The organism is Citrobacter sp. Igbk 14 (assembly GCF_028069825.1).
In the GTDB taxonomy this organism is placed as follows: domain Bacteria; phylum Pseudomonadota; class Gammaproteobacteria; order Enterobacterales; family Enterobacteriaceae; genus Citrobacter.
Genome location: NZ_JANEWM010000024.1, coordinates 52,216 through 67,646 on the forward strand (window position 1 = coordinate 52,216; position 15,431 = coordinate 67,646).

The 15,431-nt window shown below is 52.2% G+C and carries 17 protein-coding genes; 9 read left to right on the forward strand and 8 right to left on the reverse strand.

Features of this window, described 5'->3' with window-relative positions:
* Positions 1-42: 42 nt before the first annotated feature.
* From pfkA to NNN64_RS11610, 5 genes are all read left to right on the forward strand, one after another.
* Positions 43-1,005, forward strand: coding sequence for a 6-phosphofructokinase (pfkA, locus tag NNN64_RS11590; protein WP_003028778.1), 963 nt, complete (start codon positions 43-45; stop codon positions 1,003-1,005).
* Positions 1,006-1,210: 205 nt separating this feature from the next.
* The gene (gene sbp / locus NNN64_RS11595) at positions 1,211-2,200 is read left to right on the forward strand and encodes a sulfate/thiosulfate ABC transporter substrate-binding protein Sbp (RefSeq protein WP_271441480.1); all 990 of its coding nucleotides are present in this window, start codon (positions 1,211-1,213) and stop codon (positions 2,198-2,200) included.
* 104 nt (positions 2,201-2,304) lie between these two features.
* Complete coding sequence (locus NNN64_RS11600) at positions 2,305-3,054, forward strand: CDP-diacylglycerol diphosphatase (protein ID WP_271441481.1); 750 nt, start codon at positions 2,305-2,307, stop codon at positions 3,052-3,054.
* A 73-nt stretch (positions 3,055-3,127) separates the two neighbouring features.
* Positions 3,128-4,432 (forward strand): SLC13 family permease, encoded by a 1,305-nt coding sequence (locus NNN64_RS11605; RefSeq protein WP_271441482.1) that lies wholly within the window; start codon positions 3,128-3,130, stop codon positions 4,430-4,432.
* A gap of 113 nt (positions 4,433-4,545) precedes the next feature.
* On the forward strand, positions 4,546-6,018 hold the full coding sequence (locus tag NNN64_RS11610) for a DASS family sodium-coupled anion symporter (protein ID WP_271441483.1): 1,473 nt from the start codon (positions 4,546-4,548) through the stop codon (positions 6,016-6,018).
* Between the two features lie 41 nt (positions 6,019-6,059).
* Here NNN64_RS11610 and tpiA read toward each other — a convergent pair whose 3' ends face one another.
* Entirely contained in the window at positions 6,060-6,827 is a 768-nt protein-coding gene (tpiA, locus tag NNN64_RS11615; RefSeq protein WP_003028783.1) for a triose-phosphate isomerase, read from the reverse strand.
* A gap of 111 nt (positions 6,828-6,938) precedes the next feature.
* On the reverse strand, positions 6,939-7,535 hold the full coding sequence (locus NNN64_RS11620) for a YiiQ family protein (protein ID WP_271441484.1): 597 nt from the start codon (positions 7,533-7,535) through the stop codon (positions 6,939-6,941).
* A 100-nt stretch (positions 7,536-7,635) separates the two neighbouring features.
* Between NNN64_RS11620 and NNN64_RS11625 the strand changes: the two genes are divergently transcribed.
* Positions 7,636-8,064, forward strand: coding sequence for a DUF805 domain-containing protein (locus NNN64_RS11625; protein ID WP_005121733.1), 429 nt, complete (start codon positions 7,636-7,638; stop codon positions 8,062-8,064).
* Between the two features lie 33 nt (positions 8,065-8,097).
* Here NNN64_RS11625 and fpr read toward each other — a convergent pair whose 3' ends face one another.
* The 4 genes from fpr to NNN64_RS11645 all read right to left on the reverse strand — a co-directional run bounded on the left by fpr (position 8,098) and on the right by NNN64_RS11645 (position 12,503).
* Complete coding sequence (fpr, locus tag NNN64_RS11630) at positions 8,098-8,844, reverse strand: ferredoxin--NADP(+) reductase (protein ID WP_101741961.1); 747 nt, start codon at positions 8,842-8,844, stop codon at positions 8,098-8,100.
* Between the two features lie 95 nt (positions 8,845-8,939).
* Positions 8,940-9,950 (reverse strand): class II fructose-bisphosphatase, encoded by a 1,011-nt coding sequence (gene glpX, locus NNN64_RS11635; protein ID WP_271441485.1) that lies wholly within the window; start codon positions 9,948-9,950, stop codon positions 8,940-8,942.
* 177 nt (positions 9,951-10,127) lie between these two features.
* A complete protein-coding gene (gene glpK, locus NNN64_RS11640) occupies positions 10,128-11,636 on the reverse strand; it encodes a glycerol kinase GlpK (RefSeq protein WP_271441490.1) in 1,509 nt (502 codons plus the stop codon).
* Between the two features lie 21 nt (positions 11,637-11,657).
* The gene (locus NNN64_RS11645; RefSeq protein WP_137381460.1) at positions 11,658-12,503 is read right to left on the reverse strand and encodes an MIP/aquaporin family protein; all 846 of its coding nucleotides are present in this window, start codon (positions 12,501-12,503) and stop codon (positions 11,658-11,660) included.
* A gap of 426 nt (positions 12,504-12,929) precedes the next feature.
* On the opposite strand from NNN64_RS11645, the gene zapB reads away from it, so the two are divergent.
* Positions 12,930-13,175, forward strand: coding sequence for a septal ring assembly protein ZapB (zapB, locus tag NNN64_RS11650; RefSeq protein WP_115259761.1), 246 nt, complete (start codon positions 12,930-12,932; stop codon positions 13,173-13,175).
* Positions 13,176-13,394: 219 nt separating this feature from the next.
* On the opposite strand, the gene rraA is transcribed toward zapB, so the two are convergent.
* Positions 13,395-13,880, reverse strand: a complete 486-nt coding sequence (gene rraA / locus NNN64_RS11655; protein WP_003028798.1) for a ribonuclease E activity regulator RraA — start codon at positions 13,878-13,880, stop codon at positions 13,395-13,397.
* Between the two features lie 237 nt (positions 13,881-14,117).
* Between rraA and NNN64_RS11660 the strand changes: the two genes are divergently transcribed.
* Entirely contained in the window at positions 14,118-14,291 is a 174-nt protein-coding gene (locus tag NNN64_RS11660) for a hypothetical protein (RefSeq protein ID WP_271441486.1), read from the forward strand.
* A 99-nt stretch (positions 14,292-14,390) separates the two neighbouring features.
* Positions 14,391-14,759 (forward strand): hypothetical protein, encoded by a 369-nt coding sequence (locus NNN64_RS11665; protein ID WP_271441487.1) that lies wholly within the window; start codon positions 14,391-14,393, stop codon positions 14,757-14,759.
* A 176-nt stretch (positions 14,760-14,935) separates the two neighbouring features.
* Here the strand turns inward: NNN64_RS11665 and NNN64_RS11670 are convergent.
* On the reverse strand, positions 14,936-15,431 hold a 496-nt coding region (locus tag NNN64_RS11670; RefSeq protein WP_271441488.1), incomplete at its 5' end, for an Hcp family type VI secretion system effector.

The following is a 15,431-nucleotide window of genomic DNA, read 5'->3' on the forward strand; positions in this document are numbered from 1 at the left end:
GGCAGCAGATTTCATTTTGCATTCCAAAGTTCAGAGGTAGTCATGATTAAGAAAATCGGTGTGTTGACAAGCGGCGGTGATGCGCCGGGCATGAACGCAGCAATCCGTGGTGTTGTACGTGCAGCGTTAACGGAAGGACTGGAAGTCATGGGGATCCATGATGGCTACCTGGGTTTGTATGAAGACCGTATGGTCCAGCTTGACCGCTACAGCGTGTCCGATATGATCAACCGTGGTGGTACTTTCCTCGGTTCTGCTCGCTTCCCGGAATTCCGCGACGAAAATGTGCGTGCAGTGGCTATCGAAAATCTGAAGAAACGTGGCATCGACGCATTGGTTGTTATCGGTGGTGACGGTTCTTACATGGGTGCAAAACGCCTGACTGAAATGGGCTTCCCGTGCATCGGCTTGCCGGGCACTATCGACAACGATATTAAAGGCACCGACTACACCATCGGTTATTTCACCGCATTGGGTACCGTCGTCGAAGCGATTGACCGTCTGCGTGATACTTCTTCTTCTCACCAGCGTATCTCCATCGTTGAAGTGATGGGCCGTTACTGCGGCGACCTGACCCTGGCTGCAGCAATTGCCGGTGGCTGTGAATTTGTCGTGGTTCCGGAAGTTGAATTTAGCCGTGACGATCTGGTTGCTGAAATCAAAGCCGGTATCGCAAAAGGTAAAAAACACGCCATCGTAGCGATCACTGAGCACATGTGTGACGTTGATGAACTGGCACATTACATTGAAAAAGAAACGGGCCGTGAAACGCGCTCTACCGTACTGGGTCACATCCAGCGTGGTGGTTCTCCGGTTCCTTACGACCGTATTCTGGCGTCCCGAATGGGCGCATATGCTATTGAACTGCTGCTGGCAGGTCATGGCGGTCGCTGCGTCGGTATTCAGAACGAGCAACTGGTTCACCACGACATTATCGACGCTATCGAAAACATGAAGCGTCCGTTCAAAGGTGACTGGCTGGACTGCGCGAAAAAACTGTACTGATTGTATTTTTTGCGCGCCAGATGGCGCTACGCTAATCAGGCCTACAGGTTGCAGAAACTTATAGGCCGATAAGGCGTTAGCCGCCATCCGGCAATCCCTCAGATTTATTCCTCGAAGTTATAGCAAATCTTTTTTTATTCTTTAATGTTTGGATCTCTTTCTGGCACGCTTTGCTCATCACAACACCACATAAGAGAGCTGGGCGATGAACAAATGGGGCGTAGGGTTAACATTATTGCTGGCATCGACCAGCGTTCTGGCAAAGGATATTCAGTTACTTAACGTATCGTACGATCCAACACGTGAACTGTACGAACAGTACAACAAAGCATTCAGCGCACACTGGAAGCAGGAAACAGGCGATAACGTCGTTATCCGCCAGTCGCACGGCGGCTCTGGTAAGCAGGCGACCTCTGTCATCAACGGTATCGAAGCCGATGTCGTGACGCTGGCGCTGGCTTACGATGTGGATGCCATTGCTGAACGTGGCCGTATCGATAAAAACTGGATTACACGCCTGCCGGACAATTCTGCGCCTTACACCTCCACCATTGTCTTCCTGGTACGCAAAGGCAACCCAAAGCAAATTCATGACTGGAACGATCTGGTCAAACCGGGTGTGTCAGTGATTACTCCAAACCCGAAAAGCTCAGGCGGCGCACGCTGGAACTATCTGGCGGCATGGGGCTACGCTCTGCACAACAACAACAACGATCAGGCCAAAGCGCAGGACTTCGTCAAGGCACTGTTTAAAAACGTTGAAGTACTGGATTCCGGTGCGCGGGGCTCAACCAATACGTTTGTTGAACGAGGGATTGGCGATGTGCTGATCGCCTGGGAAAACGAAGCGTTGCTGGCAACGAATGAGTTGGGCAAAGATAAATTCGAGATAGTCACCCCAAGTGAATCTATCCTCGCTGAGCCGACTGTTTCCGTTGTCGACAAAGTCGTGGAAAAGAAAGATACCAAAGCGGTGGCAGAAGCTTACCTGAAGTATCTCTATTCCCCGGAAGGTCAGGAGATTGCGGCGAAAAACTACTATCGCCCGCGTGATGCTGACGTCGCGAAGAAATACGAAAGCGCATTTCCGAAACTGAAACTGTTCACCATTGATGAAGAGTTTGGCGGCTGGACGAAAGCGCAGAAAACGCATTTTTCTAACGGCGGTACCTTTGACCAGATAAGCAAACGCTAAAGGTTGAGGTCACGGCAGAACCCGGTGGCATAGCGCGACCGGGTTTTTTATTTGTCATCGTTTTGCGTTACTCTTGCGCCTCAATGGGATACAGGGAACGCGTAATGAAAAAAGCAGGTTATCTTTTACTGGCGGTTATTGTGGTCGCCGCCGCTGCGGGCATAGGGTACTGGAAATTCAGCGGTAACCCGGACGCGTTACGCCAGATAGTCCTTGAGCAATGCCTGCCACATCAGTTGCAGCAGCACAATCCCGCGCCGTGTACTGAAGTTAAACCCGATGCCGGATATGTGGTGTTAAAAGACCGTAACGGTCCGCTGCAATATCTGTTGATGCCAACCTACCGTATCAATGGCACGGAGAGCCCGTTGCTGTTGGAATCTGGAACACCGAATTTTTTCTGGCTAGCCTGGCAGGCACGTAGTTTTATGAGTCAAAAATACGGTCAGGAGATCCCTGATAAGGCGGTATCGCTGACAATTAACTCACGTACCGGGCGTACGCAAAATCACTTTCACATTCATATCTCCTGCCTGCGACCCGACGTCAGAACGCAACTGGATGACAATATGGCGAAAATCAGCACTCGCTGGTTGCCATTGCCCGGCGGATTGCGCGGGCATGAATATCTGGCGCGTCGTGTGACGGAAAACGAACTGGCGCAGCGCGGCCCGTTTATGATGCTGGCTGAAGAGGTGCCGGATGCGCGTGAGCGGATGGGAAGCTATGCGCTGGCGATGGTGCGTCAAAGCGACGAATCCTTTGTCCTGCTGGCGACTCAGCGTGACCTGCTGTCGCTGAATCTCGCCTCCTCTGAGGAAATCCAGGATCATCAATGTGATATTCTGCGTTAGCCCCCCTTAATCTGGCGTTTACTCTCTTTGCCTGTCCCCGTATTCTTGTTGAAAAAAACAACAGGAGACAGGCATGTCGCTCTGGCTTTCACACCCTCTGTTTATTCCCTCTCTGGTGGTCGGCGTCACCATTTTGCTTTGGGCGACGTCGCTGTTGCCGGAATTTATCACGGCGCTGCTTTTCTTTGCCGTGGCGATGGTGGCCAAAATCGCGCCACCGGATGTCATCTTTGGTGGCTTTGCCTCATCGGCGTTCTGGCTGGTCTTCAGTGGTTTTGTGCTGGGCATCGCGATTCGTAAAACGGGGCTGGCGGACCGGGCAGCGAGGGCATTGTCGTCAAGGCTGACGGACTCCTGGCCATTAATGGTCGCGAGCGTGGTGCTATTGAGTTACGCGCTGGCGTTCGTCATGCCGTCCAACATGGGACGTATTGCGCTGCTGATGCCGATTGTGGCGGCGATGGCGAAACGGGCTGGAATTCACGACGGCACGCGCGCCTGGTATGGTCTGGCGCTTGCCGTCGGTTTTGGTACCTTCCAGCTTTCCGCCACGATCTTACCTGCTAACGTACCAAACCTGGTGATGAGTGGCGCAGCGGAAGGTTCCTGGGGTATCCACTTGAATTATCTTCCCTATTTGCTGCTGCATACACCCGTGTTGGGTTGGCTAAAAGGTGCGGTGCTCATTGGTCTTATCTGCTGGCTGTTTCCCGGCCAACCTCATGCGCCGCGCGATCTGACGCCGCCTGAACCAATGAGTCGTGATGAAAAACGTCTGGCCTGGATGTTAGCGGTGGTGCTGTTTCTGTGGGTCAGCGAAAGCTGGCATGGCGTGGGGCCGGCATGGACCGGGCTGGTGGCGGCGGTGATTACGCTGTTGCCGCGCGTAGGATTTATTAATGGCGAAGAATTTTCCAGTGGGGTGAATATCCGTACCTGCATTTACGTGGCGGGTATCCTGGGACTGGCCATCACCGTGACGCAGACCGGTATCGGTAGCGCGGTAGGCGAGGCGCTGTTACAGGTGATGCCGCTGGATGCGGACAAACCGTTTACCAGCTTCCTTGCATTGACCGGCATTACCACCGCACTTAATTTCATCATGACGGCGAACGGCGTTCCGGCACTGTATACCACACTGGCACAAAGTTTTTCAGATGCGACCGGCTTCCCGCTACTCTCGGTGATTATGATTCAGGTATTGGGCTATTCCACACCGCTATTGCCGTATCAGGCATCACCGATTGTGGTGGCAATGGCGTTAGGAAAAGTACCGGCAAGAGCTGGAATGCTGCTGTGTATCACGCTGGCGGCGGCAACGTATCTGATACTGCTGCCGCTGGATTATCTGTGGTTTAGCGTGTTGGGGAAATTATAGTTGTATCTGAATGTTAATTTTTTGTTTTGTGAGTGGGTGAATTGTATTATGCGCACCGATATTGGTTAATACCTGAGCGCATAATTGCGTACTGGAAACTCAAGGATTGATTCATGGACAGATTGAGCCCCATCCGCTGTTGGCCTGCCATCATCTCGATTGTTATTACGCTGACCATCTGGTTTGTTATCCCATGTCCAGCAGATGTCACCCCCGAGGCGTGGCATCTGCTGGCGTTATTTATCGGTACTATCGCGGCAATTATTGGTAAAGCCATGCCTATCGGCGCGATTGCGATTGTGGCGATTATGCTGGTGGCGATGACCGGCGTGACGCACCCCGGTAAACCCACCGCGGCGCTGAGCGATGCGTTAAGTGGTTTCTCCAACCAGCTTATCTGGCTGATCGGCATCTCGATTATGTTGTCGCAAAGCCTGTTGAAAACGGGGCTGGGCGCGCGTATCGGCTATGGGTTTATTGCGTTGTTTGGCAAAAGAACGTTGGGTATCGCCTGGGCGCTAACGCTGGCAGAAACGCTAATCGCACCCGTTACACCGAGCAATACCGCGCGCGGTGGCGGTATTATTCACCCGGTGATGCGAGCGATTGCGGAAAGTCTGGGCTCTCAACCCGGTGACAAAGAGAACGGCGCTACAGGTCGTTATCTGGCTCTGGTGAACTACAACATTAACCCGATCAGTTCGGCAATGTTTATTACCGCTACCGCGCCAAACCCGCTTATTGTGAGTTTTTTGACCAAAGGGACGGATGGGGTGCTGAATATGACCTGGGGAATGTGGGCGATTGCGGCGCTTCTTCCGGCCGTTGTCTCACTGGTCGTGATGCCTATTGTCATCTGGTGGCTCTATCCGCCCGCTATTACACGCACACCGAATGCGCCAGAGTTTGCCCGGGAAAAACTGGGGGCACTCGGTCCGTTGTCGCTGGCTGAAAAAATCACCCTCGCGGTTTTCGCTTTGCTGCTCTGCCTGTGGGCAGGTGTTCCAGCAATGCTGATGGGCAGTACCTGGGCCGTTAACCCCACCAGCGCGGCGCTGATTGGCTTGTCTGTTCTGTTAGTGACAGGGGTATTGAGTTGGGACGATATCCTTAAATGCCGTGGTGCTTGGGATACGATAGTCTGGTTTGCCGCACTGGTTATGATGGCGGATTTCCTGAGCAAACTGGGCCTGGTGGGGTGGCTGGCGACGAGTGTTGGTAGTGCAATTGACCATCTCGGGGTGCACTGGAGTATCGCCACGCTGCTGCTGATCCTGCTTTATGTCTATTCACACTACTTTTTCGCCAGTACCACTGCACATATCACGGCCATGTTCGCGGCTTTCTTCGCTGCCGGATTAGGCCTCGGTGCTCCACCGGCGCTGCTTGGTCTGATGCTGGGCTTCTCCTCCTCGTTGATGATGTCGCTCACGCACTATGGTACAGGGACTGCGCCGATCATCTTTGGTTCGGGTTACGTTACACTGGCTGAGTGGTGGAAAACGGGACTGGTGATGAGTGTGGTCAACCTGACCATCTGGGGTGTCACGGGGGCCTTCTGGTGGCACTGGCTGGGATACTGGTAAAGCGGGTATAAGAAGGGGAGCGATGCTCCCCTTTTAACAACTTAGGCCTGTTTAGCGGCTTCAGCGGCTTTAACGATCACGGCGAAAGCGTCTGCTTTCAGCGATGCACCGCCAACCAGCGCGCCGTCGATGTCCGGCTGAGCGAACAGTTCAGCAGCGTTAGCTGCGTTTACGGAGCCGCCGTACTGAATGATCACTTGTTCAGCGATTTTCGCATCAGCTTTAGCAATGTGGTCACGGATGAATTTGTGGACTGCCTGAGCCTGAGCAGGCGTTGCAGATTTACCGGTACCGATAGCCCATACAGGTTCGTAAGCGATAACCACGCCTTCGAATGCTGCTGCGCCCTGAGTTTTCAGCACTGCGTCAATCTGGCGTGCGCAAACTTCTTCAGTTTTACCTGCTTCGTTTTCTGCTTCGGTTTCACCGATGCACAGAACCGGCGTCAGACCCTGCTCTTTCAGCACAGCGAATTTCTTCGCGATCAGCTCGTCAGACTCTTTGTGGTAAGTACGACGCTCAGAGTGACCGATAATGATGTACTGCGCGCCGATATCTTTCAGCATTTCAGCGCTTGTTTCACCGGTGAATGCGCCAGACAGGTTCAGGTCAACGTTCTGCGCGCCCAGAATGATGTGGCTACCGGCAGCGGCGTGTTTCGCCAGGTCGATATACATTTCCGGCGGAGCGATTGCTACTGCACAGCCAGCAACGCCAGCCAGTTCTTTACGCAGGTTAGCAACCAGTTCGTTTACCATGTGGCGGCTGCCGTTCAGTTTCCAGTTACCCATCACTAAAGGATGTCGCATTTCATTTCTCCACGCTTGTCAGCGAATTAAGGAAGATGGCCGCCCATCAGGGCAGCATGGTCTGTGAAACAGTATAGAGATTCGTCTGCGGAAAGGCTTTGCTTTTTGTCATCAATTCGCTTTCTCAAGACTTTCTGATAGTGCCAGCTTAATCGGTTCAACAGCGAAGGTCAGCCCTTTTTCACCGTTATCTGCAACAACATAGCGAATTGCGCCTTCGGTTTCGGCGTAATAGTGCTTACCTTTGCCGGCAGCGAGTAATTTTTGCAGCTTTTTCTGGCTTTGCTCTTTTGTCAGTAGCGGCGCGACGGTGCGAATGACGGCGGTCATGTATTCCAGCGCTTTCGCTTTGGCCGCCTTTTGTTCTGGCCCCTGAATCGGCAGCCAGGTTATCTGCATACTTTTGATTTTTAAGGTGCCGCGCTCAAGGGCGGAGGACGCATACAGGTTTTCATTGATTTTACTGGCGGCACGGGTGAGATTTGCCCGATCGCGGCTGCTGTCGATGGCACGGAACTCATTCAGAGCAAGCTTAGGATTCTGTGTATTAAAGTTTTCGCGAAACTGACTAATCGACAGGTCAAAGGTCGGCGCGCCCGCCAGTAAATAGGGGGCCGTGGTTGCCGTCGATGGTTCTTCCGCCAGCGCCGCTGTATTCACGGACATGGCTGAAAACAATAATAAAAACAGAGTCAATCCTTGCTTCATCAATCGTACCTTTTATTCTTACTGCTCACGATTAAAACGGTAACCGCCGGGCTTGTCAAAAGGGTAAACTGTTCTGGAAGGTAATAATAAAGGAATCTACATGACCATACAGCAGTGGTTATTCTCATTTAAAGGGCGTCTTGGACGCCGTGATTTCTGGATTTGGATCGGTCTGTGGATTGTCGGGATGCTGGTTTTGTTTTCGCTGGCGAGTAAACAATTGCTCGATATCCAGACGGCGGCATTTTGTCTGGTCTGTCTGCTGTGGCCGACGGCTGCAGTCACAGTAAAACGTCTGCATGATCGGGGGCGCTCCGGCGCGTGGGCGTTCCTGATGATTCTTGCATGGATGCTGCTGGCCGGAAACTGGGCAGTATTGCCCGGTGTCTGGCAATGGGCGGTAGGCCGCTTTGTACCGACGCTGATTCTGGTGGGTATGCTTATCGATCTGGGCGCGTTCGTTGGCACCCAGGACGCAAATAAATACGGTAAGGACACGCAGGACGTAAAATACAGAGCTGACTCGTAGGCCGGATAAGCGTGAGCGCCATCCGGCAAGCCCTTACCAGTAATGTTCAGCGGTCATATGGCCCGGTCGACGGCGCAGATGTTTGGTCATCTGCCGGGTTTCTTTCAGCAGTTGCTGCGTGTCGCGTACCATTTGCGGGTTACCGCAGAGCATCACATGACTGGTTGCTGTATCCATGGGTAGCCCAACTGCAGCTTCCAGCGCGCCGCTTTCAATCAACGCCGGAACTCGCCCGGTTAATGAACCTGCAGCGGTTTCACGGCTCACAACCGTCTGGATACGTAATTTACCTTCGTAGCGTTTTTCCAGGTCCTGCATTAACGGCAGATAGCTTAAATCGGCGGCATAGCGCGCGGCGTGGACCAGCACCAGATTTTTGAAGCGATCCAGGTCTTTGCCTAATTGCAGAATCGACAAATATGGGCCGATAGCCGTGCCGGTTGCCAGCATCCACAGCGTGTCGCAATCGGGGACTTCATCTAGCACGAAGAAACCAGCAGCTTCACTTACCACCTGGACTTCATCGCCTGGCTTCAGTGCTGCCAGACGAGGGCTGAGTTTGCCGTCGGGAACCGTCACCAGATAAAACTCTAAATCGGGGTTATCAGGGGCATTGACGTAAGAATAGGCACGCTGGACGCGTTCGCCGTCGATCTCCAGGCCAAGCTTAGTGAACTGACCTGCAGTGAAAGGAAGAACTGGAGCTCGCACGGTCAAACTAAATAAGGCATCGGTCCAGTTCTGTACCTTAGTGACTTTGCCTGTTACCCAATCTGCCATGGTTTTCTCCTGTCTGCTGTGATTGCCTTATCTTCGTTCGTTGCACGAAAGATTTCCAGCCCAGATGGGCTGGAAGGCTCTATTGATCAAATCAATTACAGGATATGCGTCTGTACATCCGGATCTTTGCGATCGAGGTAGTGGATGGACTGAATACGACGGATCGTACGTGATTTCCCACGGATCAGCAGTGTTTCGGTGGTGGCAATATTACCTTTGCGGCTAATCCCTTCCAGCAGATCGCCTTTGGTGATCCCGGTTGCTGAGAAAATAACGTTGTCGCTGCGGGCCATTTCATCCAGACGCAGCGCTTTACCTGCCTCAATACCCATCGCGGCGCAGCGAGCCAGCTCCTGTTCGCCGATACAACGGTTCTCTTCGCTGTCACCTTTGACGTCATGGCGAGCCAGCAGACGGCCTTGCATGTCGCCATCCAGTGCGCGGATAACGGCGGCGGAGACGACACCTTCTGGTGCGCCACCAATGCCATACAGCACGTCAACTTCACTGTCTGGCATACAGGTCAGAATCGACGCGGCCACGTCGCCATCGGGAATCGCGAATACGCGAACGCCCAGCGCCTGCATTTCGGCGATGGTTTCATCGTGGCGTGGTTTCGCCAGAATGGTGACGGTCAGTTCGCTCAGCGGTTTGTTGAGCGCGCTGGCGACATTACGCAGGTTCGCTTCCAGCGACAGATTCAGGTCGATTGAACCTTTGGCACCAGGGCCGACAATCAGCTTTTCCATGTACATGTCCGGCGCGTTCAGGAAGCAACCCTTGTCGCCGACAGCCAGTACCGCCAGTGCATTCGCCTGGCCCATTGCTGTCATACGTGTACCTTCGATGGGATCGACTGCAATATCAACAGCATCGCCGAGACCGGTTCCGACTTTTTCACCGATAAACAACATGGGGGCTTCGTCGATCTCACCTTCGCCAATCACGATGGTGCCGTCGATGTTGACCTGGTTGAGCATAATACGCATGGCGTTCACGGCCGCGCCGTCAGCGGTGTTTTTATCGCCGCGACCCAACCATTTATAGCCAGCCAGTGCAGCCGCTTCGGTCACGCGTGAAAATTCAATGGCAAGTTCTCGTCTCATTGCAAACTCGTAGCAGAAAGGAATGGCGCGAAGTGTAGCACAGGGGAGGGGGCGAGATTATTGATGTGTGTGCGGGGTTGCCCCGCACGGAGATATAGCCGGATGGCGACGCTAACGCGTCTTATCCGGCCTACGTCAGTTTCGTATCAGTAGGCCGCACCACCCGGCAATGATGTATTACTCTTCGTGATCTTCCCACGCCAGAGCGCGTTTGACTGCTTTTTTCCAGCCGCTGTAACGGAAGTTACGTTCGGTGGTTTCGATGCCAGGGCGGAACTCACGCTCAATGACCGCTTTTTCCTGCAGCTCATCCAGATTCTGCCAGAAGCCGACAGCCAGACCGGCCAGATATGCCGCACCCAGCGCAGTCACTTCGCGAACTTCCGGGCGCTCAACGCGTGTGCCGAGAATGTCAGACTGGAACTGCATCAGGAAGTTGTTGGCTACCGCACCGCCATCCACGCGCAGCGCGTGCAGACGAATACCGGAGTCCGCCTGCATCGCTTCCAGCACGTCACGCGTCTGATAAGCGATAGACTCAAGCGTAGCACGGATGATGTGGTTGGAGTTTACGCCACGGGTCAGGCCGAAGATGGCGCCACGTGCATACGGGTCCCAGTATGGTGCGCCCAAGCCAGTGAACGCCGGAACAACATATACGCCGTTGGTGTCTTTCACTTTGGTGGCGAAATACTCTGAGTCGAATGCATCGCTGATGAGTTTCATCTCATCACGCAGCCACTGGATGGACGCACCCGCCATGAACACGGCACCTTCCAGCGCGTAGTTCACTTCCCCGGTCGGGCCACAAGCGATAGTGGTCAGCAGCCCATTTTCTGACTTAACGGCTTTCTCGCCGGTATTCATCAGCATGAAGCAGCCAGTACCGTAGGTGTTCTTCGCCATCCCTTCCTTCACGCACAGCTGGCCGAAAAGTGCAGCCTGCTGGTCACCCGCGATACCGGAGATAGGAATACGTGTGCCGCCTTTACCGCCAATGTTGGTCTGGCCATAGACTTCAGAAGAACGGCGAACTTCCGGCAGCATTGCACGCGGAATGTCCAGCGCGTCCAGCATCTTGTCGTCCCAGTCCAGGGAATGGATGTTGAACAGCATGGTACGTGAGGCGTTGGTGTAATCCGTGACGTGTACGCGTCCCTGAGTCATTTTCCAGATAAGCCAGGTGTCTACGGTACCGAACAGCAGCTCGCCGCGACGGGCGCGCTCACGCGAGCCTTCTACGTGGTCGAGGATCCACTTCACTTTGGTACCGGAGAAATACGGGTCAATGACCAGACCGGTGTTGTTACGGATGTACTCTTCCATACCGTCGCGCTTGAGCTTCTCGCAGATATCTGCGGTACGACGACACTGCCACACAATGGCGTTATAGATCGGCTTACCGGTTTCACGTTCCCAGACAATGGTGGTTTCACGCTGGTTGGTAATACCGATCGCTGCAATTTCATCGGAACTGATATCGGCTTTCGCCAGCACTTCTACCAGCGTGGAGCTTTGGGTCGCCCAAATTTCCATTGGGTCGTGTTCTACCCAGCCTGCTTTCGGATAGATTTGCTCGAATTCGCGCTGTGAAACGCTAACGATATTCGCATCGTGGTCCATTACGACCGCGCGGGAGCTGGTGGTGCCCTGGTCGAGCGCAACGATATATTTTTTTTCAGTCATCATTTTTGTCCCGTAGTCACATTACTGCGAAGCTTTTTGTTGAGTGTTGGTCGCAACGTCTTTTTCTTCAATCGCGCAGACATCACACGGTAAATGGCGACCAATCAGTTTGCGATATGCCCATGCGCCCAGAATTGCGCCGGTAATCGGGCCAAACACGGGGACCAGGAAGTAAGGGATATCACGACCACCCGTGAAGGCAATCTCGCCCCATCCTGCCATCCAGGCGAAGAGTTTCGGTCCGAAGTCACGTGCCGGGTTCATCGCAAAACCGGTCAGTGGACCCATGGATGCACCAATAACGGCAATCAGTAAGCCGATCAGCAGCGGTGCCAGTGGACCACGCGGTACACCATTACCATCATCGGTCAGTGCCAGAATCAGCCCCATTAGAATAGCGGTAATGACCATTTCAACCGCGAAGGCCTGCACAAAATTGATATGCGGGTTTGGATAGGTGGAGAAAGTACCTGCCAGATTGAGGCTTTCTACACTACCGCGCACGATATGGTTCGTTTGTTCGAAATCGATGAAAAGATTGTAATAAAGCCCGTAAACCAATGCCGCTGCGCAAAAGGCGCCAGCAATTTGAGAAATAATAAAAGGAACGACTTTGCGTTTGTCAAAACACGCAAACAGCCATAGTGCGATTGTGACTGCTGGATTCAGGTGTGCGCCAGAAACGCCTGCTGTCAGATAGATAGCCATGGCTACCCCCAGACCCCAGATGATACTGATTTCCCACTGACCAAAAGTAGCACCAGCCACTTTGAGTGCAGCGACACAACCCACACCGAAGAAAATCAACAACCCGGTACCGAGGAATTCAGCAATGCACTGGCCTTTCAAGGTTGATGTTTGACTCATAATCGGATCCTGAAGAGTTTAATGTTTATTGTATGCGAGAAGGTCACTGACATCCCCGGAGCCGGTAGGCACACTGTTAATTTATCGTTAACGCTCAAAAACGAGAAATATCGAAATTAAAATGTGTGTACTCCATCAACAAAATGAGCGTTTTCGCGCCATTGAGCGGTATTTGTTATACAAAAATAGTGTGAGCTGAATCATTTCACCGATCATCCTGTTAACACTTAAGAGTTATGACAGTTATGTCACCAGGACAAAGATTAAAAGTGTTGCAAACCGCAATCTGCGCGGGATGCCGCTGGACAGGGATGACGCGGCTTCATACAATCGGTGTTAAGTAGTGTGCGCTCGTTTTTATTAAGGCGTCGCCGGTTATCGGGACGAGGATTTTTATCCATCAACGCCTTGCAATTCAGGAGAGGTATGACGATGTCATTAGAAGTGTTTGAGAAACTGGAAGCAAAAGTACAGCAGGCGATTGATACCATCACGCTGTTGCAGATGGAAATCGAAGAGCTGAAAGAAAAGAATAACTCACTGTCGCAGGAAGTTCAGTCTGCACAGCAGCAGCGTGAAGAACTGGAGCGTGAGAACAACAGCCTGAAAGAACAGCAGAGTGGCTGGCAGGATCGTCTGCATGCCCTGCTGGGTCGTATGGAAGAAGTCTAATCCTCGTCATATTTCACGTTATGGCGGCGTTGGCTGCGTGCATTCACCCCAGTCACATAGTGACCTATGCTCCTGGGGATTCACTTACTTGCCGCCTTGCCCTGACGTGAAATCTTTAGAGGATTTAGAGTACGAGTTTGTAGGCCGGATAAGGCGCAAGCTGTCATCCGGCAACCAGCGACAACGCATAAAAAAGGCACCTTGCGGTGCCTTTTTTGCTTACTCGATATCGAGCGGGTCTTCGGAAAGAATTATCCCGGTATTGTCGGCGTACAAGTGGTCGCCGGAAAAGAACGTCACGCCGCCAAAATTGACGCGCACATCGCTTTCCCCAATGCCTTCACCTGCAGCACCAACCGGAATAGCGGCAATCGCCTGAATGCCGATGTCCAGCTCTTCCAGATCGTCTACCTGGCGTACTGAGCCGTAGATGACCAGACCTTCCCATTCATTCTGTACTGCCAGACGAGCCAGTTCGGCATCGACCAGCGCACGACGGACAGAACCGCCACCATCGACCAGCAGAATACGACCACGGCCGTTTTGTTCGAGCAGATCGTACAGCAACCCGTTGTCCTCGAAACATTTTACCGTGATGATTTGTCCGCCAAACGACGACCGTCCTCCAAAGTTAGAGAACAGCGGTTCCACGACGTTGACATCTTCCTGATAGATGTCACAAAGCTCGGATGTATCGTATTTCATAGGCTTAACGTTCAGTTGCTGCGAGAATTTTTAGTATATCGCGCTATATGTACTGTTGGCAAAATCATCAATTGTTAATTAGTGTCCAGATCAATAACCATTCATATTTTTCATTGAAAAACAGATAATTACTGATTTTTAAAACAGCCGATAATGACCTACAATTACCCGTATTTCCCTCTGTAAAGTATCCCCGAGGTATCCCCGGAAGATTGCTGGAGCGTAAAAGAAAGCCCTATGAGAACGATCAGCTTCACCAAAGCCGTGCTGATGGAACTCCCCGTTCCTGATGCCGGCAAACGCCTTGAATATGCTGATAGTGTCGTTAATGGGTTGCGGCTGCGTGTTACGTCCAGAGGCAGCAAAGTTTTTGTGCGTCCCGAAAGCGCGACGGAAAATTTTACCGTGTGACGTTGGGCAAGTTCCCGGATATGACTATTGAGCAGGCCAGAGAGCGGGCATATTGAAGTAGCTACCACACGGCATAACCCGAACGAACGGCGGCGTGAAATGGTGGAAACGAGACACCAGATCATTACCGGGCATGGCATATGGTTTGGTGGCCCGTTCAGGCGTGAAGAAAAAGGCAGTAAAGCCCAGGCTGATTTATGGGCACGTGTTCTGCGTGCTGTCTATCGCTATGCATATGATAGCTACCGTGATAAAGATGGCGGGAGATTGTTACCGGATCCGCCCACAACCATTTTAAGTACAAAAAGGCTTTGGCATGGAAATTCACGGAGAACAACTAAAATCAGAAATAATAATTTAGGCCGCTGGCTCAAGGCCCTTGATACCGTAAGACAATGGGCTATAGCAGGCTATAAAACTAATGTGTTGATGGGGGTTGAAGCCCAACAGTACGGAAATGTACGTTAAGAACGTAACCTTATGATTTAAGTCTATAAATTTGTTGCATTATTGGTTTGATTTACGTTGATTTGATGACCGGGTACGCTCGTATTGCAAGTAAGCGTGTTCGGGAATAGCGACGAGTATTGCAGGCACTCTGCTAAGTGGTCTTTATTTTCAGCAGATCTGCCTGCCAATTCGATTTACCTCTGCTGCTGGTTGTAACCAACCGGGCGGCTCCAGTCATCGTCGTATTTGATATTCCCTTCGATATAAAACCACTCAATGCCTGAGTAGGTGATGGCGATATTTTCCATCATGCCCGGAGTGTGGGAACCCGGCATATAAGCATGAGCAGCATTGACGGACATGATTACGATGTTGTTAAGCGTAATTCGGTAAATCTCGTATTCGACACCCGCCTCGTTGATGTCGTAATAGTGGATTACTGCCTTTTGCAGTCGCTTACTTTGGCAGACTGCAACTGCAAAATATGGCGAGGTCTTATCAATCTCTTTGTGCAGTGTAAAAGCGTTGTGTTCGCGCGAACCCATCAGCTTACCAGTGTTGCGGCATGTATTTTGGTACACACCGTAACTGCTGTTCATGATTTCAATTGCACCCTCACGGCCCAGCGCCATGCAACTGCCTTTGATCAGTTGTCCATTTTCATCATAAATATACATATAAGCTGGTAAT